The sequence below is a fragment of the Schinkia azotoformans genome, assembly GCF_035811335.1.
In the GTDB taxonomy this organism is placed as follows: domain Bacteria; phylum Bacillota; class Bacilli; order Bacillales; family Bacillaceae_J; genus Schinkia; species Schinkia azotoformans.
In genome coordinates this window covers 16,185-40,860 of the sequence record NZ_JARSMD010000055.1, presented here as the reverse complement: position 1 = coordinate 40,860, position 24,676 = coordinate 16,185, and the positions used below count along the sequence as shown (strand labels likewise).

The window sequence follows — 24,676 nt, the reverse complement described above, 5'->3', positions numbered from 1 at the left end:
CAACTGACTAAAGTCCATAATTAAAAACGATGTACACATTCCGCACATCGCTTTTTCAAATTCCCATTAGTTATTTAGTTCCTTTGCTAACTTTTCTATTTCCTCTCTGGATAATCCAGAAGTGCGCATAATAATCTGAATTTCCACACCTTCTTTTAGTAAATTACGTGCCATTTCAATCTTTCCTTCTTCAATTCCATCACCACGAATTGATACGATATCCTTTAATGCCTTCTCCCGTGCCTCGTATTGCATTCTTGTTTCTGGATCTAAGCTTGCTGCTCTCAAAATATCCACCGCCTTTTTTAGAATTGGCTCTTGTTCCGCCATTTCTTCCCACCTCGTGTCATCTTCATTTGTTAAAGCGGGATATTTTATACAAACTTTTGAATATAAAGATTTAGTTAATTCATTAACTGCTTAATTTCCTCTATTGCTAATCCAGTCACCTTTTCAATTTGTTCGAACGTAAATCCCTCTTTAAGCATGTTACGGGCGATTGCCTTCTTTCCTTCTGCAAGTCCTTCGGCTCTGCCTTCTTCCCTTTCACGCTTTGCCCTTAACTCAGCCTCGTGTTGGGCAGAGTAAGCATCTAACACTTCCTTCAACCTTGTTTCGTACTCCAACCATTTATTTTTATCTGCACTTAGATGCTCCCAATCTTTGAACGCTTCTTTAAGGGTGGAATCACTCATTGCAATTTCCTCCAATTCTTTATAGATATCCTCATAAACTTTCTTATTTTTCCGATCAACAATTCCTAGTAGCAACAGCCATCTAGCCAATACGTCATCCCGTGGATTCAGCCTTTTTTGTTTCCAATCTTGGAGTAGTTTCGGCATTTCGATAAAATGCATCTCAAGCACACTGGTGAGTGGGAATTTTTCTTCATCTTCATATAAATGAAATGTCGTATGAAATTTATCTGTTTCTTCATTAAATAACACGAAATTCAAAATGTTTATCGTGATCACCGGTTTCAGTTCAATGTAGCTCCCACCTGACATGAGCGGGTCTCTGTACAACCCAGCCCAATAAAACAGTGAACGTTTGACCATATCATATTGATTCGAAAACTGAATCTCAATGTTCACTCTTTCCTGTTTGTTCGTTTTTGCCAAAATATCTAATCGAGACTTTTTATCATTAGGATGTTCCCCGACAAACTCTGTATTCTCAAAGCTGATATCTATAATGCAATCTTCCTCTTTACGCTTGAGAATAGCGTTCAGAAAAATGATTGTAATATGCTTATTCTTTTCATTTCCAAATAGCCCCTTAAAAGCAAAATCAATCTTGAGGTCCATTAAGTTATGTAAGGGGATGCGTTTGAGTAGACGTTCCATATCTCAGATCACCATCCTTTTTCATTATTATACCATTTGGTAAATGAATTTTCATTTTGAGATCCATAAAAACAAAACAATGTTGCGGATTAACTATTAACATAAAAAATTACCTATGCAGAGAATTAAGCGGTAATCATAACATTCAAAATAGGCATAGCCGTTTGCAATGGTCCGAGCATCGTACTTATTAAATCTGCATTTATAAGTGATAGAAAAATTATTTAAGAAAGGTGCTGTAATGTATGGCAAGAAAAAAGTAGTTTGGGAGTTAGTTGAACAATATTTAGAGGATAAGGTGGATTATGTTGGTAAGCGGTTTAGTAGCATGGCTTGGACAGTGCGGAAAAAGTTGTGTAAATAAGTCTAAAATCAATCCTCCTTGGCAAGAATTAGGATAAATAATTTTTGCTAAGGAGGATTTTTTGACATGAAACTACCGAAAGAATTAATCAAAGGAATGGTAAAGAAACAAAAATTCACAAGTACTGATCAAATCATGGAAACGATCAAAGAGATGTTTTCTGATATCCTAGAAGAAGTACTCCAATGTGAAATTGATGAGCAGCTAGGGTATGAAAAACACCAGCGCCGGAGCGATGAACCGGGCAATTATCGAAATGGCTCAACGAAGCGGAAATTAAAAACACAATTTGGTGAAGTTGAAGTAAATGTTCCTCGAGACAGAAAAGGCTCGTATGAGCCACAAATTTTGAATAAATATCAAAGAAATGTAGATGGATTGGAAGAAAAAATACTTTCACTTTACGCTCATGGTATGTCCACTAGAGATATCCAGGAACAAGTCAAGGACCTCTATAATATTGAGATTTCTTCGGAGCTAGTTAGTAAGATTAGCGAAAAAATCATGCCACAAGTCAATGAGTGGCAAAGCCGTCCGCTTGAAGCCTATTATCCTTTTGTTTTTATGGATGCCATTCATTATAAAATTCGAGATAATCACCAAATAGTTTCGAAGGCAGCCTATGTTGTTTTGGGAATTAACAATGAAGGATATAAAGAAATATTAGGCATCTGGGTGGGCGGAAATGAAAGCAGTAAGTTTTGGCTTGGTGTGTTAAACGATTTGAAAACCAGAGGGGTAAAAACAGTTAATCTGTTCTGTGCAGATGGACTTACAGGGTTTAAAGAGGCTATTCAAGCTGTGTATCCTTTTGCCGGAATACAGCGATGCATCATTCACCAGATCCGTTCTAGCACCAAATATGTTTCTTATAAACACATAAAAGAATTTGTTGCTGATTTAAAACTAATCTATACTTCTATCGGTGTTTGTCAAGATAGTTGTCGCATTTTACCTGTTTACTATTGTATTAATTTTAAAGAGTTACTACCGCGCTTTGCTTGGTGGCCTTCTCATAAAGAAACAGAATTCATTCTGTTCTTTTATGAGAAGGGAAAAGGTAGTTTGAGCTGGTCTCATTAGTGCTATTTTGTGCCACTTTTTCTTTCACAGGATTTAAAGCCACTGAATCGTGAGCACTCCTGTCTCTTATTGAGCGTGACCAACGTTCTGGGTGCTTTTGTTTCGCTAATTCATAAACTTCTTTTCGCTTCTTCAATATCTCGATATGAGCCTCTGTGTGGCATTGTTCTGGTGTTACAAAGTTTATGCCACTGTGTAAATGGATACAGTTATACCAATTCACAAATTTTAATGCCCACTCTCGTGCAACCACAAGTGTTTCAAATCCTTTGTACGGGTATTCCGGTCTATATTTTAGGGTCCGAAACATGGCTTCAGAATAAGGATTATCATTACTTACTCGTGGTCTAGAATAGGAGCTTTGGATCCCTAATTTTTCAAGTAATACCTGAAATGTTGCGGCTTTCATTGGACGACCATTGTCGGAATGTAACACAAGTGGTTTCCCCTGAATTTTCTCGCTAATAACGGTCCTCTTCATTAATTCTTCGGCGTATTTTGCTTCTTCTGTTTCCCAAATCTCCCAACCAACTATCTTTCTACTAAAAATATCGATAATTAAATAGAGACGGTAAAACATCCCTTTCACCGGCCCTTTTAGCCATGTAATGTCCCAAGTCCAAACCTGATTAGGAGCTGTTGCTAAGTGGCTTTCTGGTAATCTTCGTTCGGGTCTCTTGCTTCTTCCTCGATGGTTCTGCATATTTTGTTCCCGAAGCACACGATAAAAACTAGATTCAGAGGCAATATAGATACATTGGTCCGCTAATTTTGGCACAATTTGAGTTGGCGGTAAATCAGCGAATTCCTCCTTTTTAACGACTTCTAGAATCTCTTGTTTTTCCTCTTTCGTTAGTTTATTTTTAGGCTCTGGACGTGAAGCGATAGGACGCTGATCTTCCTTAATTCCACCTTCTGAAACCCACCGTTCATACGTGCGTACACTAATGTTCAATTCTTTGCACGCTAAGGCTAATCGCGCACCGTTTTTGTTAGCTTCTTGGATGAGTTCTACTGCTAGTGCGCGATCTGACGGGCTGATCATTCGTCCTCTTGGTCCCCCCAGATCGCTTGGGCCTTTTTTCTTAATAGTAATAAGGCTGCGGCTTCCGCCAATACCTTCTCCTTTTTACGTAAATCTTTTTCTAATGTTTTTGCTCGTTTTTTCTCTTCCTTCAATTCTTGATTCAACTGCTTTGTTTGGTTAGTTTCCCGACCATTAGCGTTCAAGCAGCTATCACGCCATGCTTCAATTTGTTCTCTATACAGGCCTTTCTTTCGGCAATACTCTGCTAAATCGGCTTGATTCATTGCGTACGTTTCCATTACGATAAGGAATTTGTCCTCACTGCTCCATTGCTCCGACCCTTGTCCATCTCCGGGTGTTGCATTCCCAGCAGCACGAGCTTCTTTCCTCCACTTATATAATGTTGCTTCAGTTATGCCAACTTCTTCGCTTATTTGGCTGATGGCCTCGTTATTTGGCGACATCATTCTTTTTATAATAGATTCTTTTAGTTCCTTGGGATATCGTTTTCCTAGTTTCTCCGTCATGTCGATCAACCTCCGTGTTTACTATAGTATAACACTAAAGTTCTATACGACATCTATCCTAACAGAGGGGGCTATCAACGAAGAAATGTCCATGGAAAGACTTATAGAATTTAAAGAAAAATGGGGTAAAGAGTATCCGTCTGCGGTTAGGTCATGGGAAGAAAATTGGGATATTTTAGCTACCTTCTTTGCATATCCGCAAGAAATTAGGAGAATAATATATACTACGAATATAATTGAAGGGTTGCATCGTCAATTTAGAAAAGTAACAAAAACAAAGTCAATTTTTCCTAATGATGATAGCTTAAGAAAAATGCTTTTCTTGGCCTCTCAAAACATTACGAAAAAATGGACAATGCGTTATCGGAATTGGGATATGATCTTGAGTCAGCTTGAGATTATGAATCAAACATCATAATTGGGGACTCTGTCCCCAAACCCCTGAAGTTTATCGCTTTTGTTTTCCCTAAAACGGATAAAAAAACGGACAGTATAAGTCCGTCCGTTTTAGTGTAAAAACCATAGAACCGCTCGGGTTGCACTTCCGCATTGCCCTATCCTGTTTTATGGTAAAAGCCAACTTTATTATTGGCAGACGATATATTTTCTATACCTATTATTTCTTGCCTTGCGAAGATTGTCAGATTTTACTTACACAACTTTTTCCGCAGACCTTACATTTCCCTACATTAAGATATTTAATTCCTAATGCATTCATTTGTCCTTGAACAACTTCAGTAACTTCGCTCACCGCTCCATCCCCTTACAACTATTGAACTATTTTATAGGCATTCAAAAAGGATTCTTACAAATTTTCTTTAAGCTTTAAAGGCAGTAGTGATAGACTTACATTATTTCTACTTTTTACAATAGCAAACATTCTCTTTGTAATCATACCTTCATAACTCGAAAAATGGATTGCGTGACTAACTTCTGTACTTACTTTACATTCTTCAGGATCACCATAGGCCTTATGTGCCCAACAAACGGAAGGCCGTATCGGATAAATACTACACCCTCCTTCTTCATCTAGCATTGGACAAGGTATTTTTGCATTAAAATATTGATTACGATATTTGATTTCTTGCTCATTATCATATTTCCAAAATCTATTATTTAAATTGTGAATTAAAGTATTGTCTAGTTTTTCTATTTTTTCACAAGCCCTACTAACTTGTTCTTTTATTAAACGTCTGTTCTTTATATTGTTTTTTACGTAATAACTAATTGCTTTAGCCTCAATATCCGATATTATTATTGGTAAATAACAACACGCATTACAACCTTTTTTGCATGTTGAATACGTTTCGATTGCTTCCTCAACTTTAAATATCTGTTCACTAACCCATTCTATTTCTTTTTTATACCAATTAATAAACTTTTGTGGCTTATTTAAATCATTAGGTAAAGGTTCATTTCTAAATTCTTTACAGAGTTTTAGTTGATTAATGATTTTTTCTTCTGGTTTCATATTAACCCCCATTCCGCCGCTATCGCTGGCGGCACAAATAGTAATGAAAATGATGTTCGGAAACACCACTTTTTGCTATGATTAAATTAAGGAGAAGATATACTACAAAGCACGATGGAGTGAGTCGTAGACTACTTCTCAGTTTAAAACAGTATATTAACCAGTGTAAGAATCATCTTTCAAGCACAAATAAGTGGTTCTATAGACCGCACGCTAATCATTGTTTTTAACCCTTCGTTAAATGTGTGATGATTCAGTCAATGTCTTTCTCCTTACATTAGAAAGGAGGATGTGCCATGAAAGTTGTTTATCCTATTTGTTGTGGCGTCGATGTGCATAAGACTTTTCTCGTTGCCACACTCATTACTTCATAGGGGATTACTCCCCACTATTCCAAAAAAAGATTCTCCACTTTTAACAACTCAATCCTTCAATTCAAGCAATGGCTCATTGACAACAATTGCTTTGATGTATGCATGGAATCAACAGGAAAGTACTGGGTCCCTGTCTATAACCTTTTGGAAGATACCATCCGTATCACCATTGCCAATCCCAAATGGGTGAAGGCTGTAAAAGGAAATAAGGATGACACAAAAGATTCCAAATGGATTGGTGACCTTTTCCGTCTTGGTTTAGTCCCAGGAAGTTATATACCTGATAAACCCATTCGTATTCTCCGTGAATACACTCGCTATCGTTATAAGCTGGTTTCTACTAGAAGCAGTGAAAAGAACCGTTTTCAAAATGCTTTCACCGTCTGTAATGTAGCCCTTGACGCTGTCGTATCTGACATGTTTGGCAAATCTGCCAGTTCCGTCACGGACTATCTGATTTCCACTGATACCTTTGATCCAGAATACTGTTCCTCTTTACTCCATGGAAAATTGAAGAAAAAAGCAGATTCCGTGATTGAATCTATTGAAGGGTATCAAATGACCGAGCCGCAAAAAGAGCGAATGACAATGGTTCGTTCCTACCTTGACTTCGTAACGGATGCCATTGCCAAAATAGATGAAAAACTAGATGAGTTGGCCAAACCTTATGAGAGTGCTATTAGTCTTCTTTGTACCATTCCAGGGATTAACAGAACATCTGCCATCACCATTATCTCCGAGATTGGTATAGATATGTCTCCATTTTTCCGCTCTAAGCGATTATGTTGTTGGGCAGGCCTAACGCCTGGCAATAATGAATCTGCCGGTAAGAAGAAATCTGTCCGGATTACACGTGCCGGTGTCTACCTCAAACCTGCATTGGTACAAGTTGCCCATGCAGCCGTGAAATCGGATAAATCTCCTTACTACAAAATCAAGTACGAACACCTTTATAAAAGAAGAGGAAAAAAAGAGCCATTATTGCGATTGCAAGGATGATACTCACCGCCATTTACAATATGTTTGTTACTGGGGAAGTATGGAATCCAAGCGATTTGTATAAAATTGATATGCCACAGGAAATGATGGACAAGCAAAAAAAGAAAGCTATTAAGCAAGCAGCAAAATTTCTGATTTCCCTTGGCTTAATAAAAGAAACTGATATTTCTGTGGTCTAACTAAAAATTTTTTTAAGATCTTTAAAGACCTTAGTTAAGTGCGCCCTTTTTTCCTTCTGGCCATGTTTTTTTCACGCTAGCAACTCCCTTCACCTTCTAAACTTTCGGCAAAAGGAAACATTTCCCTACAATAATCGTTCGACAAATACCGACACCTATTCCTTCCGTGCATACAAGTCGAACTCATACACTGTCGAAGTTTTGAATTCCGTTTGAATTAAACAAATAGAATATGTGACGTTGTTTCCGCAACGTCTTTGCGTGTTTTCCGACACGTACCCAGGGAATGATATAAACATAACCTTAATCTTCTCAGAATCGTTTCTAGCAGACTTTTAAACTCTCGTAATAAAAATTTAACAATTAAAAAAAGTGCCTATTCGGTTGAATAAACGCTTTTTCGGAATATAAAATTATACGGGCAAGGATTTGTACCTTACATGGTTAAGATCTCATTCAGTTGCGCCTCGAGCCATTTCCGATATTTTAATGGGCAAAAGTAAAGTTAACCTTACCATACTGTCAAAAGCACATGAAAACTTTCTAAGCGTCTACCTATTCCGCCACCGCATGTCTTTGATATATTTCGGGTATCAGCTATCATCACAATGATATTATGATAACTAGGAGTGGAGTAAACAAATTTAAATAATATGCAAAATAAAAAGTAATTGAAAAGACTGGGCCTACTGGCCTCGTGCCCCTTTAATCAATTTCTTATAATATAAATTTAGCAGGTGTTTATCCTAATGACATATACTATTTTTCTATTTATTCATCAATTTTTTTCTATTTTTTTGGTAATAATTTTAATTGAGAAAGATTTCATAAGTAAATTGTTGTAATATGGAAGAAGAGTGGGGAAATTGGAATGCAATTGCATTATTTGAAGTGAATAATAGATTATTTCGGGAGATGGAAATTAATGGCGTATACAACAATATTCATAAGTCCTTTAGATTTGGTTCTTGATGAGCAGAATCCAAGATTTGTAACAAATAATAGTAAGAATCTCTCTCAAGAAAAAATAATGGAGTATTTAATTAATTATGAAGGTGTAATCCAATTAGCAAAAGAAATAAATGAATATGGAGGTTTAGTACCTGGAGAAAGACTATTAGTTTTAGAGGAAAACAATAAATATAAAGTTTTAGAAGGCAACAGGAGAACGTCTGCAATGCATTTATTATTAAAGCCTTCTGAAATACCTCAGGGTGTCTCAAAAACACGTATAAAACAAATACCAAAAATTAATGATTTGTGCTTAAAAAATATTTCTTCAATAGAAGTTGATGTTGTAACCAGTAGGGACGATGCTATTTTTGCTTTAACAAAAAGGCATATTGATGGAATCAAAAAATGGTCACAGATTTCAAAAATGTTTTTCTATAAAAATTTATATACACAAGGAAAAAAGTTAGCAGATCTTAAGGATTTTACTGGAGAATCAACTGCTTCAATTGCAACATCATTAAAAAAGTATAATTTTTTACGATTTATCCTTGATAATTACAATAACTTTTTTCCAGATTCTTTAATCTCAAACCTAGAAATTGAGACTGAATTAGATACCGACTTTATAGTAAATAGAATTTTTGGATTTGTAATAAGTGAGTTAAAAATTGATTTTACTAACGGTACATATAATATAGATCTTGCAAAACTCAGCAAGAAAAAAGTCGAATTATTAAAAGAAATATTGGTTAAAATAAGTTATTTATACTGGGGTGAAGATGGCAAAAGCAGCCTTATTAATAGTCGAAATTTGAACACTCAGACGCAAATTAGGAAGTTTTTCATATATCCTAATAAAGATAATGCAAGAGCAATTGAGATTTCAAATCTGATTAACCTTTTTAAGAGTGATGATATCGAAAAAGAAAATCCAAATGATTTACAACCTGATCATATTGAATCAGAGAAACCTTCAGGTGATAACGACAATTCTGATCAAGATTATTCTTCAGAATCAGGTCAGGGAACAGAAGAAAATGATATTCCTAATGACAAAAGCACTGATTTTCCAGATAATGGACCTTCTTCAAATGATGGCTCTGAACATGATGATAACACCGAAACAAACACTGGTTCCGATACTGACAGTGGAAAAGAAAAAGATAATGGTGAAAATAGAGGAAATGGCTATAGACCTAGAGATCCTGCTTCATATAGTAAATTATCGAGCGCTTATAAGCTAAGTTATCATTATAAATCTAATCCAAGGATTAACAAAACAAAAAAAGAGATTTCTGATATAGATTATAAAGATTTCCCAATATCATCAATGTATCTCATACGAAGCTTACTAGAATCATACGTAAATGAGTATATCGATACGTTTGCATCACTACCTATTGACCACGAATTAAAAATGAAAGGGATTGCCAATGCCAGAAATAAAAGAAAAGGTAAGGAATTGCAGGAACTAATTTATACTCACATTAAGGGTCATTTAAAGGACATAATCAAGGATTATGCTGAGACATACGAATTAATTGAAGTTACTTTTTCAAAAAACAATAATACTTCAGCAATGAAGATAATAAACTATCATATTCACTCGTCAACGGATGTCCCAGAAAAAAACGAAATACTAGAAGCCTGGAAAAAAATCTCGATAATCATTAACACTCTAGATAAACTTTTAAATAAAGTTTCTGACCATAGTATTGTATAATTATTAATAGGTCAGGAGTTGATTTTTAATGAGTAATCCTTCACCGTTAAGATACCCAGGTGGAAAAAATAAAACATATAAATATATAAGACAATTAGTTATGATTAACAATTGTACCACCTATATAGAGCCATTTGCAGGAGGATCAGCTGTTGCATTAAACCTCCTCTTAGACGGAGTAGTAAAAAAAATTATTATTAATGATTTTGATAAATCTATTTATGCTCTTTGGTATTCTATCGTTAATCATCCAAATCAATTAATTGGCTTAATTAATGATACTGAAATTACTATTGAAGAATGGTACAAGCAAAAGGAATTACAAAAAAATAAAGAAAATGTACCACTTTTAGAGCTTGGTTTTTCTACACTGTTTTTAAATCGGACTAATCGTTCAGGTATTATTAAAGGTGGAGCAATTGGTGGAATAAAACAAAATGGTAATTATTCTATCGATTGTCGTTTTCCTAAAGAGTCGATAATTAATAAAATACGAGCAATTTCAAATTTATCTAGCAAAATAGAAGTTTATAACTTAGATGCTTTAGTATTTATTAATAATGTGATCAAAAAAACAAGAAACTCATTTACCTTTTTTGATCCTCCTTATTTCAAGAAAGGACCAAGTTTATATACAAACTTTTATAAAAATGAAGATCACAAAGAATTGTCTGAAATAATACAAAAGGAACTACGAAATCGAAAATGGATAGTTACTTATGATAACGCTATTGAAATAAAAAACATGTACCATAAGTTGAATTATATAGAGTATTATTTAAACTACACGGCAGGTAGTTCCAAGAAAGGAATTGAATACATGTTTTATTCTAACAATTTACAAATTGATGACCCTTCACTTTATTTAAAGTTATATAATCCTCTAGTAACGATAAGCTAAATTCACACAAAAATATAATCATAACCACTCTTCCAAAGGGTGGTTTACACTAAGGCTATAAGCCTTTACTATCGACCAGCGTCTAAAGGCGCTGGCTTTCATATGAATTCAAACCTCTATTGCCTTTGCCACTTTTGCCACCCCTAAAGGGCTGTTTCTATTACATGGCTCCCCTTTGAAAGGGTCTGTATATTCTTTTACACTTAATTTATCTAATGCGATATCATGTTTTTCTTGATCTTGAATGTATTTTTTTATTGTGGCTTCGTTTAGACCTACTGTGCTTACATAGCTTTTCAGCCCCTAAATGAACTTGGACAGTAAGAGTAATTTATACTATACTGCTTAATGTACCAAGGAGACTGACATCATGAAGAGAATTAAACATTCAAAATACAAGTTGTTAAAGAGGTTGAGCAGACGGGCAATAAAACCCTGGTTGCACGTCGATACGAGCTAAACCCTAACATGGTAAGCCGTTGGGTTCGTGAATATAAAGACGGCAAATTTGGCGACAGAGATGTAACGGTCCTTCCGGACCTTGATGCAAAAGAGCTATCCAAGGAAAATGACCAACTAAAAAAATTACTAGGTGAAAAAGACCTTGAAATTGCAATATTACGTGATCTAATAAAAAAAACCTCACTTGCTGAAAAACTTGAAGTAGCTGAAAAATGGATCCAAAAAGGCTACCCCATTACTAAGGTGCTAAAGATTGTAGGCATTTCTCGTTCCACCTATTATTACCAGAAGAACTACCGGGTGAAAGAGAAAAAAGTTAGTGAGGGACGTCCAGCACCAGGTTATTCATATAAAGAGGACGGTCAAAAAGCATCTGATGAACAGATTAAAAAATTCATACTTGAAGAGATAGCCGGCGATGCTTATAACTATGGTTTGTTTTTTGCAAGCAAAAAGTGGTTCTTACGCAATTTTGATGAATTGACTCCTAGTGTAGTTTCAATTTTTTAAAAGTTTTTTAGGAATAATATTTTATAGCCTGTATAGCACTCGCTTTTCTAATATTTTTAATCCAGCTCTACCATAGGTCATCCGTTTTATTGTTTTTAATCTATTTATTTGCCCTTCAAGTAAACCATTGCTATATGGGGATAAAAATGAATTTTTTACGGCTTGAATATCGCTTCGTAGTCTAAAAGCATAATTATAAAAGGGATTTTTCTTGCTTGATAATTGTTCCCGAAGCCAACTTGCAAATGTTTCTAAATCCTTCATCTCGATAGCAACACGATATGTTTGAATCGTGGTATATAGTGATTTAACAGAAGGGTAGAGTTCAAAACACTGATTTAGTAAGTTTGTTTCGTCTTTGTTTAATTCTATTTTTAATTTCCAAATCCATGCTCCTAGCTTTTTTCTAGAAACATGCATTTGTGGCTTGCTTAGTATCCCGTATTTACGTTCTTTACGGGCTCTTTCAACAATAGTACGGACCGCCGAATAGGTTCCCATATATCCTTGTTTCTTAATAGTCTGATAGATTTCCTTTAATGTGTTTCCTTCTTGTTCAAGATTAAGAATCTGCTCTCTGTATGAATCAGATGGTCTATTTCGTTTACGGTAAGTTACAGGCGGTTCATTCATCGTTATATACTTACTGATGGTCCTTCTATCTAATTTATATTCTCTTGAAAGTCTTGAAATATTTTTACCATTTTTATAAGCCTGTTGTATCTCTCGAATGAGTTCCCACTTTTTATTTTGGCGGTTCTTCGTTAGCTGTTCAGCACAGGTAAGTGGAATTTCGACAACAGATGGATCAGAATCACTCCAAGTAATAGTAGCTGGTACGAGGGTTGATAGAAAAGAGTCTAATTGCTTTTTGGCATTCCTGATGAAATGCCAACGATCATAAATCTGAGTGATTTGAGTATTTGCGTTAGATATCCCTTGGCGAAAACTTGTAAATCCATCCCTACTAACTACTTCAATATACGGGTACTGTAACAACCAATTAGTAATAGTTTCGGGTAATCGATCTGATAAAATAGCCAAAGGAAACTTGGATTGAAGATCACAAATAAGCGTGCCGTAGGTATGACCCTTGCAAAAGGCAAAGTCATCAATGCCTACAAAAGGGAGATACTTTCGGTTCAATATGTGTATGCCGAACTAGATTTAATAGGGTATCATGACTAACAGGTATATGGGCAGATTTAGCCACTTTTTCAGCGGATAAACAACTGGTTGAAAAAGCTATCTTACGCAATAACTCATCTGTTCTTTTAGTACGGCGCCCTTTAGGAGAGATCCAATCATATCGCTCTGTGAATACCTTGACAGTACAATCTGGCTGGTCACAAAACCACCTCCTTGTAAGGATTATTAGTTCAACTGCCTTATTACAAATGGGAAGGTCCTGAACTTTACGAGAATATTGGCTATGCTTACGAGAACTTGGCTTTAAACACACTGGACAAAATGCAGAAGTGTGGGAACTTTTTACTACTATGAGAAAAGAATCATTAGTGAAGGTTACCTGCAATAATTCCAAATTAGAATCGGGTGAAGGCCAAGGAATGGAGAGCATTCTAAATCACTCCTTTTTTTTATTATATCAGTCTAATATAGTCTCTGTCCTTCACCAATTCAACGTAAGAACCACTTTTATTTTGCAATAAACATATGGTTATCGTAAGATGACCAAATTACTTCGTCGAAAATATAAGTTAATCATTAACAAGAAAAAAGGATACCGATTTGCTTTATTAGCCAATGGTACTCACTTTCCTTTCCTTATTTTAGAGGCTTGAACAATCTCTATTATAGAACTGAAAGTGAGTATTTTTGTATAACAATTTGTTGCCCACCCGCATAGCGGGTGGTTTTATGTTTCGCCTTATTCAGGCTCAACAGACTGAAGTCCATAATAATAAAAGCCACACTTAGTGGCTTTTATTTTATTGCAGCTATATTTAAATTTAATGATAATTTATAAAATTCTTTCCAACGAATTTTATCATAAGTAGTAGCTGATATAGATGGTTGAAATTTAAAACAATAAATTTTCAAATCAGTAAAATACTCTGCATCCTCAGATATATAAAGCAGCTTACAATACATTAAGATATTTCACCTTTTATTCCTACCATTAAATTCTGACAGTATTATCAAAAGACAGGATGCAGTTCAGCCATCCACTCATCTGCCTTTTTCAAGTGTCCTAAAATCAATGCTGTTTTAAAATATAATTCTAAAGCGGAATATTTCCGTGTTTTTTCTTAGGTCTTGTATCCTTTTTATTACGAAGCATTTCAAGCGCTTGGATCAGTTTAATTCTTGTTTCACGCGGATCGATTACATCGTCAACCATACCGCGGGATGCTGCTACATAAGGATTTGCGAATTTATCGCGGTATTCATTGATTTTTTCTTGGCGTTTTGCTTCTGGATCTTCACTTTCATTAATTTCCCGGGCAAAGATAATGTTCGCTGCCCCTTGGGGTCCCATAACGGCGATTTCAGCATTCGGCCATGCATAGACGATATCTGCACCAATCGATTTACTGTTTAAGGCCACATAGGCACCACCATAGGCTTTACGTAAAATGACTGTAAGCTTAGGCACTGTCGCTTCTGAGTATGCATAAAGAATTTTCGCACCATGACGAATGATACCACCATGTTCCTGCTTAATTCCCGGGAAGAAGCCTGTTACATCCTCAAACGTAATGATCGGAATATTGAAGGAATCACAGAATCGAATAAAACGGGCTGCTTTATCGGAAGAATCGATATCTAAGCCACCGGCCATGACCTTTGGCTGATTACATATTAATCCGACAACCTCACCTTTTATTCGTGCTAAACCGATTACAACGTTTTTAGCAAAGCCAGCCTGAATTTCCATAAATGAATCTTTATCAACGACTTGATCAATTACCACCCTTACATCATACGGGCGAACAGCATCAAACGGGATCGCTTCCGTTAAATCAGGACGATAGTCTTCTTCATTTTTGTATTCTGTGATCGGTGGTTTTTCTTCATTACTTTGTGGTAAATAGCTCAACAAGCGTCGTACATCATTTAACACTTGCTCCTCACTTTCAGCGTGAAAATGAGCATTACCACTAATAGTATTATGAACTTTAGCACCGCCAAGGTCTTCAGCTGAAATTTGCTCACCAGTAACTGTTTCAATTACCTTAGGCCCAGTGATAAACATTTGACTCGTTTTATCAACCATGAATACAAAATCTGTAATAGCCGGAGAGTACACCGCACCACCGGCACAAGGTCCCATAATTACGGAAATTTGCGGTACAACACCTGAATAAATGGAGTTTCGATAGAAGATGTGACCATACCCATCCAATGATAGAACACCTTCTTGAATTCTCGCACCACCTGAATCATTTAGTCCAATGATCGGCGCCCCATTTTGAACGGCAAGGTCCATAATTTTAGAAATTTTCTTTGCATGCATTTCACCTAAGGCTCCACCAAACACAGTGAAATCCTGTGAAAACACGAATACAAGTCTTCCATTTACCTTTCCGTAACCAGTTACAACACCCTCGCCAGGACCTTTTTGATCAGCCATCCCGAAGTCTACGCAACGGTGGTCAATAAATGGATCTGTTTCAACAAAGGTACCTTTATCTAATAAAAGTTCGATGCGCTCTCTGGCCGTTAGTTTCCCTTTCTCATGCTGTTTCTCAATGCGGTCATCCCCGCCACCCATTTCTACCTCGCGACGGCGGTCATATAATTCATTAATTTTTTCATAAATATCCACGTTTATTGCTCCTCCTTTTGCGGCTTCTCACATAATTCATATAATACTCCACCAGTGGACTTTGGATGCATAAAGGCAATTTGTGCGCCACCAGCACCAGATTTGGGCTCATCATTGATCATTCTTAAGCCTTTTTCTTTAATTTCTTTCACTCTATTTTTTATATCATCTACCCCTAGTGCGATATGATGAATACCTTCTCCCTTTTTCTCAATAAACTTGGCAATCGGGCTTTCATTATTTAAAGGCTCTAAAAGTTCTATTTTTGATTCCCCGACCTTTAAAAATGCAACTTTTACACCTTCAGATTCAACCTCTTCAATACCTAATAGTTTTAGTTTTAGATGTTCTGTGTAAAGTGGTAAAGATGCTTCCAATGATTTAACTGCAATCCCTATATGGTCTATTTTTTTAGCCACTTCTTCTTCTCCTCCTTATTTTTTTACGGCCATTGTCGCACCTTAATAATTTCGAGTTTTGCCCTCTTAATTCCTGCTAAAAAAATTAAGAATTTACAATTTTTTATCTAATTCGACAACGGATTTCCCCTTGTCCCAAACTATAGATAAAGGGTACAATAATTTTATAATTGCTTATACGGATATAGGGGGCTTTTTAATGAATCGTAAAATGATGAAGCTAATGGTTTATTTAATGCTGTTTACTATGTTATTAACAACTCTATTCGCTGGAATTAGTTTTTTATTTTAATAACGAAAAGGGCTGCACCTAAAAGGTGGCAGCCCTTCATTGTAGAAAATATTTTAAGTCGTGAGGGTGTTCCCTTGGAATAGCCCCGTACTCCTGCCCAAGTTTCTTAAAAGTTAAATCAGACGATACAATTACAATTTGGGTCCCTATCGGTATATGAGTGAATAGCTCCTCCACCTCTTCATTGTACAGTCGAATACAGCCTTGCGTGATATAGCGACCTATCGAATCGGGATTATTATTACCGTGAACCCCGTATGTTCTCCCATCTGTATTTTCCGCGTCAAAACCAATCCATCTTGTTCCAAGTGGATTTTCTTTTGCACCACCCGGAATATCTTTCTTTCGATAATACGGATTCACAGCTTTAACTGTTACCGTAAATTTCCCTACTGGTGTAAGATCATCTTCTTTTCCAGTTGCTATTTTATAAATTTTTTGGATTTGACCTTCGTTGATATAGGCTAATTCATTTATTTTTTTATTAACGATTAGAAAAGGATCGCCAACAATTGGATTTTCACCTATCGGCCATAATGGAGATAGTAGTAAAATAAAAACAAGCAAATTTGAAAGCATAGGATTTCATCCTCAAACTGTTTTTGAGTATAGTTTCTGCCTCACGATTGTTTTCATACATCGCTGTCCCGATAATATCTTTTAATATTTAAATATTTTTCAAGCTCCCATAAAAAGTTTAGTAGTGAAGCACGAATTTCAAATTCCTCACGTGTTTTGGGCAGCTCCATATCTCTAAACGTTCTTTGCAGGTCTTCTAATTTCGCTAAAAAAACAATGGCCGTATTGTTCGAAGACACAGCATCTGCTATTTCGTCAATTAAATCAGCTATCATTTTTGAATGAACCATTGAGATTTTTAATGATGTGACAAGCGGCAGCATTCTTTCAATTACTTCGAATTGCTTTTCCCTCATTTTAAAATAATTGAAGTAGGCATCATCATATCCAAGGAAGCGGTTCTCAATATGTATGACAGCATAAGCTTTAGCCTCTTCAATTATTTTATAGGATTCCGTAATTTCTTTCCCATCCCAAAGGTGGTCTCCTTCTTTTAAATAAATCGATATTTCCTTAAGGATTTTCTTATATTTCCCTTCCAATTGTTTTTGAAGTTGAAGGAGTTTATCTTCATTACTGGGCATATAGAGGTTCATAATTAACGCAACACCGATACCAATAATGATAGTTATAATACCGTTCGCAATCGTTCCCCAAGTCATTTCTTTAAGCATATAAAACTGAAGAATAATAACGGAACTTGTTACGATACCTTCTTTCACATTTAAACGGACTGTGGTTGGGATAAAGAGTAATAATAATAATCCAATGACGATAGGATAATAGCCAATTCCTTCAAAAAATACAAAGGAAAATCCGATACCGATCAGAGCCGCAACAAATCTCGCCCAGGCTGTTTTAACCGACTTTTTTTTCGTTGTTTGAATACATAGCATCGTCAATATTCCAGCCGAGGCGTAGTTATGTAATCCTAAAAATTTAGCAATAGAAACCGCAATGACGACACCAATTGCTGTTTTTAACGTTCTGGAACCAATTTTAAACATAAAGGTTCTCCTTTTACTATTAGTTAAGCCCATTCCATTATAAACGAAAAAGAGGTGAATCGAATCGCCTCTTTTTCAAATTTCTTCAATTTTTTATAGAATTTTATCTAAAAATGCTTTTGCACGCTCGGATTTTGGATTGGAGAAAAACTCCTGTGGTGGTGCATCCTCAACAAGAACACCATCATCTAAAAATAAAACCCGATCGGCTACTTCTTTTGCAAAGCCCATTTCATGGGTAACAATCGCCATTGTCATCCCCGTATGGGCTAAGGTCTTCATAACGTCCAGAACCTCTTTAACCATCTCAGGGTCAAGGGCTGATGTCGGTTCATCAAATAACATCGCATCCGGCTCCATTGCTAAAGCCCTTGCAATCGCGACACGTTGCTTTTGACCACCTGATAAGCGGTTTGGATATTCATCAGCCTTCGCGAGTAACCCTACTTTATCAAGTAATTCCTTTGCTTTCTTCTCCGCTTCTTCCTTTGATAATCCTTTTACCTTCATTGGAGAATATGTTAAGTTTCCCAGCACAGTCATATGCGGAAATAGATGAAAGTGTTGAAAAACCATTCCGATTTTTTGTCTGACCTTCATAATATTTGTTTTTGGATTTGTTATTTCATCATCATCTATCCAAATTTTCCCTTTAGTTGGGTTTTCTAATTTATTTAAGCATCTTAAAAAAGTCGATTTTCCCGAACCAGACGGACCGATAATTGCTACAACCGCACCATCATCAATGGTAGTTGAAATCCCTTTTAAGACATCTAATTTACCGAATGTTTTGTGCAAATTTTCTACTTTAATCACTACGCTTCATTCTCCTCTCAAACTTTTTACCAAGAAGAGTTAAACCCATAACCATTATATAATAAATAACACCTGCAATTAGCATTGGCGGTAAAAATGAGTAGTGATCACCACCAACAATATAAGAGCGGCGCATAATATCTGTTACTCCAATAACAGAGACAAGAGCAGACTCCTTTGTTAAGGTGATAAATTCATTCATTAACGCAGGGAGTATATTTTTCATCGCTTGCGGTAAAATGATATCCTTCATCATTTGTCCATACGGAACACCAAGTGCCATTGCTGCTTCCCGTTGTCCTTTATCAACCGCTTCAATACCGGCACGGATAATTTCCGAAACATAGGCCCCCGAATTAAACCCGAACGCTAAAACAGCAGCTAAAAAAGAAGAAATTTGATAGTCGATTAATTGCGGTAAACCATAGTAAATGATAAATAGCTGTAAAATTAACGGTGTGCCTCTAAATACAGATGTATAAGCATCTCCAAACCATTGGAGGATGCCAATTCTTGAAATTTTAAATAGACTTAAGATAATTCCTAGAACAAATCCTAAAGCTATCGAAACAGCAACAATTTGTATAGTAACCCCGATCCCTTTTACAATATAAGGGACGGATGGCATAATTGGTCCAAAATCCAAACTAATGACACCTCATTTCTTTTTCACAAGAAAAGCGGCAAACCCACTGATTAGCCGCTTTCGTTTATTTTTTCTATTATTTACTGAAATTATTACTGTTCTCCACCGAACCATTTAACAGCAAGTTGCTCAAGTTCCCCATTTTCTTTCATTTCAGCAATTACTTTGTTAAATTCAGCTACAAGCTCGTCCTTTCCTTTTGGAAATGCAATTGCAAAACCATTTTCTTCGTCACCTTCAAGCGTAAAGCCTGCTAAGTCTTGATTTTTGTCTAAATATCCTTTAGCAATAGCATCTTCTAGGATCACTGCGTCAAAACGACCAGCTTTTAACTCTTGGACAATCTCAGGAACACGGTTTCTGCTATCAATTTTAATATCGGTAGTTTCTTTAATTTCTTTTGCTTTGTCTTCTTGAATTGAGGCTGTTTGAACACCAACCGTTTTTCCTGCTAATTCCTCAACAGATGTAAGTGGTGCGTCTTTTTTAAATACGATCATTTGGTCAGCTGAATAATAAATATCAGAAAAATCAACGCTCTCTTTACGTTCATCCGTTGCAGACATACCTGATAATACAATATCAACACGGTTAGATTTTAGTGCCTCAATTAATCCAGCAAAATCCATGTCTTGAATTTCGATTTCATATCCAAGTTTTTCAGTGATGGCATTGGCTAAGTCGATATCAAAGCCTATAATATCCTCGCCTTTAGCTGTATCTACAAATTCAAATGGCGGAAAATCTGCCGATGTTCCCATTTTAAGTATTTTCTTTTCTGCTACATCGCTACCTGTGTTATCCGCTGTTTGTTCAGTATCTTTACTGCCACCTTGTCCACAAGCAGCCAACAGTCCAATTAATAAAAGTGACATTAAAGCATAACTAAATAATTTTTTCAAAATAACTTCCTCCTTTTAATTTATAATGTAATTCACGTTGTTTAAAGGTTAATAAATATGAATTTGGGTTAATATTTATACGTTAAATTGAATTTTATCATGTTTCTCGTGGGAATCAATAGGTTTTTAAATAATTTCAAAATAAAAATATTTCGGAATAATTAACAAAAGGAAGACCGTATTGGTCCTCCCCTCATCCAATTTTTAAATTTCTTCACAATGTTTTTCAAAAATTCCTTGGAGTTTTTGTACAACTTCCACTGGCTCTGAGCCTTCGATTTCATGGCGTTCTAGCATTGCGACACATTTACCATCCTTCATTAACGCGAATGAAGGGGAGGATGGTGGGTACCCTTCAAAATACTCACGTGCTTTTTCCGTTGCTTCTTTGTCCTGGCCTGCAAATACCGTAATCATATGATCAGGTACTTTATCATAATGGATCGCATGCGCTGCAGCTGGACGTGCTAAACCACCCGCACAACCACAAACTGAATTAACTAAAACTAACGTTGTACCAGATTGTTTGAAAGCTTCTTCTACTTCCGCTGGCGTCTTTGCTTCCGTGAAGCCGGCAGCAACTGCTTCCTTTCTGGCATTGTTTACAATGTCATTCATGAACATATCATAACTCATATTCATCTATTTCACTCCTACCTTTTTCCAAGTTATTAGAAAAACACGATATTTGCCCACAATGGCAAATGTCGATGTATTTCTTATACTATAAGTATAAAATAATAGTAGCAATTTAAAGGGTTAGAAGCAACTTTAATACACTTTAAAAATAAACGTCATTTTCAATGTTTATTTCGTAATTGTCTGGGTACTATAATAATAAATCTAGGCCCCATACCCCTAGACTCCCTAGATTTGAAGGTGAGTTACCCCCATCACTCACCTTCTTTTTTGTCTAAAAAAGGTGGTGAGTGCTTTGTAAGCATCTAACCACCTTTTTATTTTTCAACTAAACTATTGCTCGTATTGATCAAATAAATATTTTACGGCTTGCGTAACAGGTTGTTGACCAGTGATGACTGCTTGCTCGGTTTCCGGTAACACTTTTTTCACTTCAGGATGGTTAAAGAACTTCTGTTCAAGCTGGTCTTTGATCATGGCATAGATCCAATCTCTAACTTGTGATTGTCTTCTTTTTTCTAAGACACCGGAAGCTTGGACCGTTTTTTGGAAGTTTTTCATCTCCTCCCAAATCGTATCAATACCCCTTCCATAATAACCTGAACAAGTGAAGGCTTTCGTTTCCCAGCCCTCTGTCGCCGGTCTGAGGTAATGCAGGATTTGATTGTACTCTTTTTGGGCAATGAACGCTTTCTGCTCATTATCACCATCCGCTTTATTTACGATGATAATATCAGCAAGTTCCATAACACCTTTTTTCATACCTTGAAGCTCATCACCTGCACCGGTTAATACAATTAAGGCAAACATATCAACCATTGAACGGACAACAACTTCACTTTGGCCAACTCCGATTGTTTCAATTAAAATAACATCATACCCTGCAGCCTCACATAAAAGCATCGTTTCTCTTGTTTTTCGGTTTACACCACCAAGTGTCCCGCCTGATGGAGATGGACGAATAAAGGCATTTTTCTCTCGGGTTAGCTTTTCCATTCGCGTTTTATCACCAAGGACGCTACCGCCAGTGATACTGCTTGAGGGATCTACCGCCAAGACAGCAACACGTAATCCGAGATCGCATAGATAGCAGCCAAGTGCTTCAATAAACGTACTTTTACCAGCACCTGGAACCCCTGTAATACCAATTCTTAGCGCCTTACCTGTATATGGGAGTATGCAGTTAAGAATTTGTTGCGCCTTTTCGATATGTTTATATGCGTTGCTTTCCACAAGTGTGATTGCTCGAGCCAGAATTGGGCGATCATTATTTAGAATTCCATTTACAACTTCATCAAGAGACAGACCACGTTTTACTGGTGTCTCCGGCTGTGTTTGTGGTTTCGAATCACTCGTACTAAAGCCGTCATGACCACCTTGCACACCCTTCATAACCTTCGTAGTAAAGCCTTTTGTTGCATTTTCAGGCACCCATTCTGGTCTGTTTTCTTGGATATCCTCCGTCATAAATTAAAACACATCCTCGGACTCAATAATACGGCGATTGATTTCTTCCATTACCTTTTGCGCGGATACAGGAATAACCGTACCCGGTCCAAAGATGGCAGTTGCCCCTTGCTCATACAAATATTCATAATCTTGAGCAGGAATTACTCCACCACAAACAACGATAATGTCTTCACGACCTAAACGTTTTAGCTCAGCCATTAATTGAGGAAGCAATGTTTTATGACCTGCAGCAAGGGAACTCATTCCAATAACATGAACGTCATTTTCAACTGCTTGCTGTGCTGTTTCCTCTGGTGTTTGGAATAGCGGACCAACATCGACGTCAAATCCTAAATCGGCAAATGCTGTTGCGACAACCTTTGCTCCGCGGTCATGTCCATCCTGTCCCATTTTCGCAACCATAATACGTGGGCGTCTGCCTTCTCTTTCTGCAAAATCATCTGTCATCTCTTTTACATTATTGATGGCTTCTTCATCACTGAATTCAGTTGAATACACACCACTTATAGAACGAATGACAGCTTTATGGCGACCTGATACCTTTTCAATTGCATCAGAAATTTCTCCTAAAGAGGCACGGACGCGTGCTGCCTCAACAGATAACGCTAATAAATTTCCCTCACCTGTTTCTGCTGCTTTCGTCAATGCTTCCAGTGCTGCTTGTACTTTTGCTTCATCACGATTCTCACGAAGCTGTTTTAATCTTTCAAGCTGCTGTTCGCGAACAGCTGTATTATCAACCTCTAAAATATCAATTGGCTCTTCTTTATCTAGACGGTATTTATTGACACCAATAATGGACTCTACTCCTGAATCAATCCGGGCTTGACGACGGGCTGCAGCTTCTTCTATTCTCATTTTTGGAAGCCCAGTTTCAATCGCTTTCGCCATTCCACCTAACTTTTCAACTTCCTCAATATGATTCCATGCGCGCTCCACTAGTTTTCCGGTCAAATATTCCACATAGTAGGAACCAGCCCAAGGGTCAATGACATTACATATTCCTGTTTCGTCTTGTAAATATAGCTGTGTATTACGAGCAATACGTGCTGAAAAATCTGTTGGCAAGGCTATCGCTTCATCCAATGCATTCGTATGCAAGGATTGCGTATGACCAAGTGCTGCTGCCATTGCTTCCACGCAAGTACGAGTTACGTTATTAAATGGATCCTGCTCTGTTAAGCTCCAACCAGATGTTTGCGAATGTGTACGCAAGGCTAAAGATTTTTGATTTTTTGGATTGAATTGCTTCATTAATTTAGCCCAAATTAAACGACCAGCTCTCATCTTCGCAACTTCCATGAAATAATTCATGCCAATAGCCCAGAAGAAAGATAGGCGCGGTGCAAACTTATCAACATCAATACCCGCTTTTAATCCTGTGCGAACATATTCGACACCGTCAGCGAGTGTATAGGCAAGCTCAATATCAGCCGGAGCACCAGCTTCTTGCATATGGTATCCCGATATACTAATAGAGTTGAATTTAGGCATGTACTGGGATGTATACTCAAAAATATCTGCAATAATCTTCATAGACATATCCGGTGGATAAATATAAGTATTACGCACCATATATTCTTTTAATATATCATTCTGAATTGTTCCAGAAAGCTGTTCTGGTTTTACCCCTTGTTCTTCAGCAGTTACAATGTAGAATGCCATGATCGGTAAAACAGCACCATTCATTGTCATTGAAACTGACATTTGATCGAGCGGAATTCCATCAAACAGTATTTTCATATCCAAAATAGAATCAATGGCAACCCCTGCTTTTCCTACATCTCCAACTACACGCGGATGGTCGGAATCATAACCACGGTGGGTCGCTAAGTCAAAGGCTACTGAAAGTCCCTTTTGTCCTGCTGCTAAATTCCGGCGGTAAAAGGCATTACTTTCTTCGGCTGTTGAAAATCCGGCATATTGGCGCACTGTCCAAGGACGAGCAACATACATCGTTGGATATGGGCCCCTCAAGTATGGGGGAATACCAGGCATGTAATCCATATAATCGTTATCAACAATATCTTCCTTCGAATACATCGGTTTCACTTTGATTTGTTCATTTGTTGTAAAAAGCAGATCTTCGAAAGAGCCGTCAATTGTCGTTTCCACTTGTTTTTTCCATTGTTCTGAATCAACCTGAGATTGTTTTGATTGATAGGAAATCTGAGTAAAATCTAATCTTTTGCTCAT

Annotated in this window: 20 protein-coding genes and 4 pseudogenes; 7 read left to right on the top strand and 17 right to left on the bottom strand. The window is 36.7% G+C overall.

Annotated elements, in window-relative coordinates; all coding sequences use genetic code 11:
• Positions 1-66: 66 nt before the first annotated feature.
• Together P9E47_RS22585 and P9E47_RS22580 are read right to left on the bottom strand one after the other, a co-directional pair.
• The gene (locus P9E47_RS22585; RefSeq protein ID WP_326165097.1) at positions 67-330 is read right to left on the bottom strand and encodes a hypothetical protein; all 264 of its coding nucleotides are present in this window, start codon (positions 328-330) and stop codon (positions 67-69) included.
• A gap of 74 nt (positions 331-404) precedes the next feature.
• Complete coding sequence (locus tag P9E47_RS22580; protein WP_326165095.1) at positions 405-1,346, bottom strand: Rpn family recombination-promoting nuclease/putative transposase; 942 nt, start codon at positions 1,344-1,346, stop codon at positions 405-407.
• A 430-nt stretch (positions 1,347-1,776) separates the two neighbouring features.
• Here P9E47_RS22580 and P9E47_RS22575 point away from each other — a divergent pair.
• A pseudogene (locus P9E47_RS22575) lies at positions 1,777-2,625 on the top strand (IS256 family transposase); the annotation flags it as partial.
• Positions 2,626-2,740: 115 nt separating this feature from the next.
• On the opposite strand, the pseudogene P9E47_RS22570 reads toward P9E47_RS22575, so the two are convergent.
• Positions 2,741-4,347, bottom strand: a pseudogene (locus P9E47_RS22570) (IS3 family transposase).
• Positions 4,348-4,417: 70 nt separating this feature from the next.
• Here P9E47_RS22570 and P9E47_RS22565 point away from each other — a divergent pair.
• Positions 4,418-4,765: pseudogene (locus P9E47_RS22565) on the top strand (transposase); the annotation flags it as partial.
• A gap of 387 nt (positions 4,766-5,152) precedes the next feature.
• Here P9E47_RS22565 and P9E47_RS22560 read toward each other — a convergent pair.
• Entirely contained in the window at positions 5,153-5,818 is a 666-nt protein-coding gene (locus P9E47_RS22560; protein WP_326165090.1) for a YkgJ family cysteine cluster protein, read from the bottom strand.
• 377 nt (positions 5,819-6,195) lie between these two features.
• On the opposite strand from P9E47_RS22560, the gene P9E47_RS22555 reads away from it, so the two are divergent.
• From P9E47_RS22555 to P9E47_RS22545, 3 genes are all read left to right on the top strand, one after another.
• A complete protein-coding gene (locus P9E47_RS22555) occupies positions 6,196-7,191 on the top strand; it encodes an IS110 family RNA-guided transposase (RefSeq protein WP_326165101.1) in 996 nt (331 codons plus the stop codon).
• Positions 7,192-8,295: 1,104 nt separating this feature from the next.
• Positions 8,296-10,047, top strand: coding sequence for a hypothetical protein (locus P9E47_RS22550; protein ID WP_326165087.1), 1,752 nt, complete (start codon positions 8,296-8,298; stop codon positions 10,045-10,047).
• Positions 10,048-10,075: 28 nt separating this feature from the next.
• Positions 10,076-10,948, top strand: a complete 873-nt coding sequence (locus tag P9E47_RS22545) for a DNA adenine methylase (protein WP_326165084.1) — start codon at positions 10,076-10,078, stop codon at positions 10,946-10,948.
• A gap of 108 nt (positions 10,949-11,056) precedes the next feature.
• Here P9E47_RS22545 and P9E47_RS22540 read toward each other — a convergent pair.
• A pseudogene (locus P9E47_RS22540) lies at positions 11,057-11,239 on the bottom strand (hypothetical protein); the annotation flags it as partial.
• A 102-nt stretch (positions 11,240-11,341) separates the two neighbouring features.
• On the opposite strand from P9E47_RS22540, the gene P9E47_RS22535 reads away from it, so the two are divergent.
• Positions 11,342-11,920, top strand: coding sequence for a transposase (locus P9E47_RS22535; protein WP_326165099.1), 579 nt, complete (start codon positions 11,342-11,344; stop codon positions 11,918-11,920).
• A 21-nt stretch (positions 11,921-11,941) separates the two neighbouring features.
• Here P9E47_RS22535 and P9E47_RS22530 read toward each other — a convergent pair whose 3' ends face one another.
• From P9E47_RS22530 to mce, 4 genes are all read right to left on the bottom strand, one after another.
• The gene (locus P9E47_RS22530) at positions 11,942-13,066 is read right to left on the bottom strand and encodes a transposase (RefSeq protein WP_326165081.1); all 1,125 of its coding nucleotides are present in this window, start codon (positions 13,064-13,066) and stop codon (positions 11,942-11,944) included.
• Complete coding sequence (locus tag P9E47_RS22525; protein ID WP_326165078.1) at positions 13,032-13,499, bottom strand: transposase family protein; 468 nt, start codon at positions 13,497-13,499, stop codon at positions 13,032-13,034. The genes P9E47_RS22530 and P9E47_RS22525 overlap by 35 nt, the downstream gene beginning before the upstream one ends.
• A 663-nt stretch (positions 13,500-14,162) precedes the next feature.
• Positions 14,163-15,710 (bottom strand): acyl-CoA carboxylase subunit beta, encoded by a 1,548-nt coding sequence (locus tag P9E47_RS22520; RefSeq protein WP_003333054.1) that lies wholly within the window; start codon positions 15,708-15,710, stop codon positions 14,163-14,165.
• 2 nt (positions 15,711-15,712) lie between these two features.
• Entirely contained in the window at positions 15,713-16,129 is a 417-nt protein-coding gene (gene mce / locus P9E47_RS22515; protein ID WP_003333055.1) for a methylmalonyl-CoA epimerase, read from the bottom strand.
• Between the two features lie 199 nt (positions 16,130-16,328).
• Between mce and prli42 the strand changes: the two genes are divergently transcribed.
• Complete coding sequence (prli42, locus tag P9E47_RS22510) at positions 16,329-16,421, top strand: stressosome-associated protein Prli42 (RefSeq protein ID WP_157382181.1); 93 nt, start codon at positions 16,329-16,331, stop codon at positions 16,419-16,421.
• A 36-nt stretch (positions 16,422-16,457) separates the two neighbouring features.
• On the opposite strand, the gene P9E47_RS22505 is transcribed toward prli42, so the two are convergent.
• From P9E47_RS22505 to scpA, 8 genes are all read right to left on the bottom strand, one after another.
• The gene (locus tag P9E47_RS22505; RefSeq protein ID WP_326165076.1) at positions 16,458-17,000 is read right to left on the bottom strand and encodes a L,D-transpeptidase; all 543 of its coding nucleotides are present in this window, start codon (positions 16,998-17,000) and stop codon (positions 16,458-16,460) included.
• A 53-nt stretch (positions 17,001-17,053) separates the two neighbouring features.
• Complete coding sequence (locus P9E47_RS22500; RefSeq protein WP_003333057.1) at positions 17,054-18,007, bottom strand: aromatic acid exporter family protein; 954 nt, start codon at positions 18,005-18,007, stop codon at positions 17,054-17,056.
• A gap of 93 nt (positions 18,008-18,100) precedes the next feature.
• Positions 18,101-18,823: an amino acid ABC transporter ATP-binding protein gene (locus P9E47_RS22495; protein ID WP_003333058.1), complete on the bottom strand. Its 723-nt coding sequence runs from the start codon at positions 18,821-18,823 to the stop codon at positions 18,101-18,103.
• Entirely contained in the window at positions 18,816-19,475 is a 660-nt protein-coding gene (locus P9E47_RS22490; RefSeq protein WP_035196972.1) for an amino acid ABC transporter permease, read from the bottom strand. Before P9E47_RS22490 ends, P9E47_RS22495 begins: the two co-directional genes overlap by 8 nt.
• A gap of 86 nt (positions 19,476-19,561) precedes the next feature.
• Positions 19,562-20,371 (bottom strand): transporter substrate-binding domain-containing protein, encoded by an 810-nt coding sequence (locus P9E47_RS22485; RefSeq protein ID WP_003333060.1) that lies wholly within the window; start codon positions 20,369-20,371, stop codon positions 19,562-19,564.
• 204 nt (positions 20,372-20,575) lie between these two features.
• Positions 20,576-21,013 carry a BrxA/BrxB family bacilliredoxin gene (locus P9E47_RS22480; protein WP_003333061.1) on the bottom strand — a complete coding sequence of 146 codons (438 nt, stop codon included), beginning with the start codon at positions 21,011-21,013 and terminating at the stop codon, positions 20,576-20,578.
• 330 nt (positions 21,014-21,343) lie between these two features.
• A complete protein-coding gene (gene meaB, locus P9E47_RS22475; RefSeq protein ID WP_003333062.1) occupies positions 21,344-22,477 on the bottom strand; it encodes a methylmalonyl Co-A mutase-associated GTPase MeaB in 1,134 nt (377 codons plus the stop codon).
• Positions 22,478-22,480: 3 nt separating this feature from the next.
• Positions 22,481-24,676 carry a methylmalonyl-CoA mutase gene (gene scpA, locus P9E47_RS22470; protein WP_003333063.1) on the bottom strand — a complete coding sequence of 732 codons (2,196 nt, stop codon included), beginning with the start codon at positions 24,674-24,676 and terminating at the stop codon, positions 22,481-22,483.

Coding starts and splice junctions, on each gene's coding strand:
- P9E47_RS22585 (WP_326165097.1), bottom strand. CDS start 330: ATGGCGGAACAAGAGCCAATTCTAAAAAAGGCGGTGGATATTTTGAGA.
- prli42 (WP_157382181.1), top strand. CDS start 16,329: ATGAATCGTAAAATGATGAAGCTAATGGTTTATTTAATGCTGTTTACT.
- P9E47_RS22550 (WP_326165087.1), top strand. CDS start 8,296: ATGGCGTATACAACAATATTCATAAGTCCTTTAGATTTGGTTCTTGAT.
- P9E47_RS22545 (WP_326165084.1), top strand. CDS start 10,076: ATGAGTAATCCTTCACCGTTAAGATACCCAGGTGGAAAAAATAAAACA.
- meaB (WP_003333062.1), bottom strand. CDS start 22,477: ATGACGGAGGATATCCAAGAAAACAGACCAGAATGGGTGCCTGAAAAT.
- P9E47_RS22525 (WP_326165078.1), bottom strand. CDS start 13,499: ATGCTCTCCATTCCTTGGCCTTCACCCGATTCTAATTTGGAATTATTG.
- P9E47_RS22500 (WP_003333057.1), bottom strand. CDS start 18,007: ATGTTTAAAATTGGTTCCAGAACGTTAAAAACAGCAATTGGTGTCGTC.
- P9E47_RS22560 (WP_326165090.1), bottom strand. CDS start 5,818: ATGAAACCAGAAGAAAAAATCATTAATCAACTAAAACTCTGTAAAGAA.
- P9E47_RS22580 (WP_326165095.1), bottom strand. CDS start 1,346: ATGGAACGTCTACTCAAACGCATCCCCTTACATAACTTAATGGACCTC.
- P9E47_RS22480 (WP_003333061.1), bottom strand. CDS start 21,013: ATGAATATGAGTTATGATATGTTCATGAATGACATTGTAAACAATGCC.
- P9E47_RS22505 (WP_326165076.1), bottom strand. CDS start 17,000: ATGCTTTCAAATTTGCTTGTTTTTATTTTACTACTATCTCCATTATGG.
- scpA (WP_003333063.1), bottom strand. CDS start 24,676: ATGAGCAAAAGATTAGATTTTACTCAGATTTCCTATCAATCAAAACAA.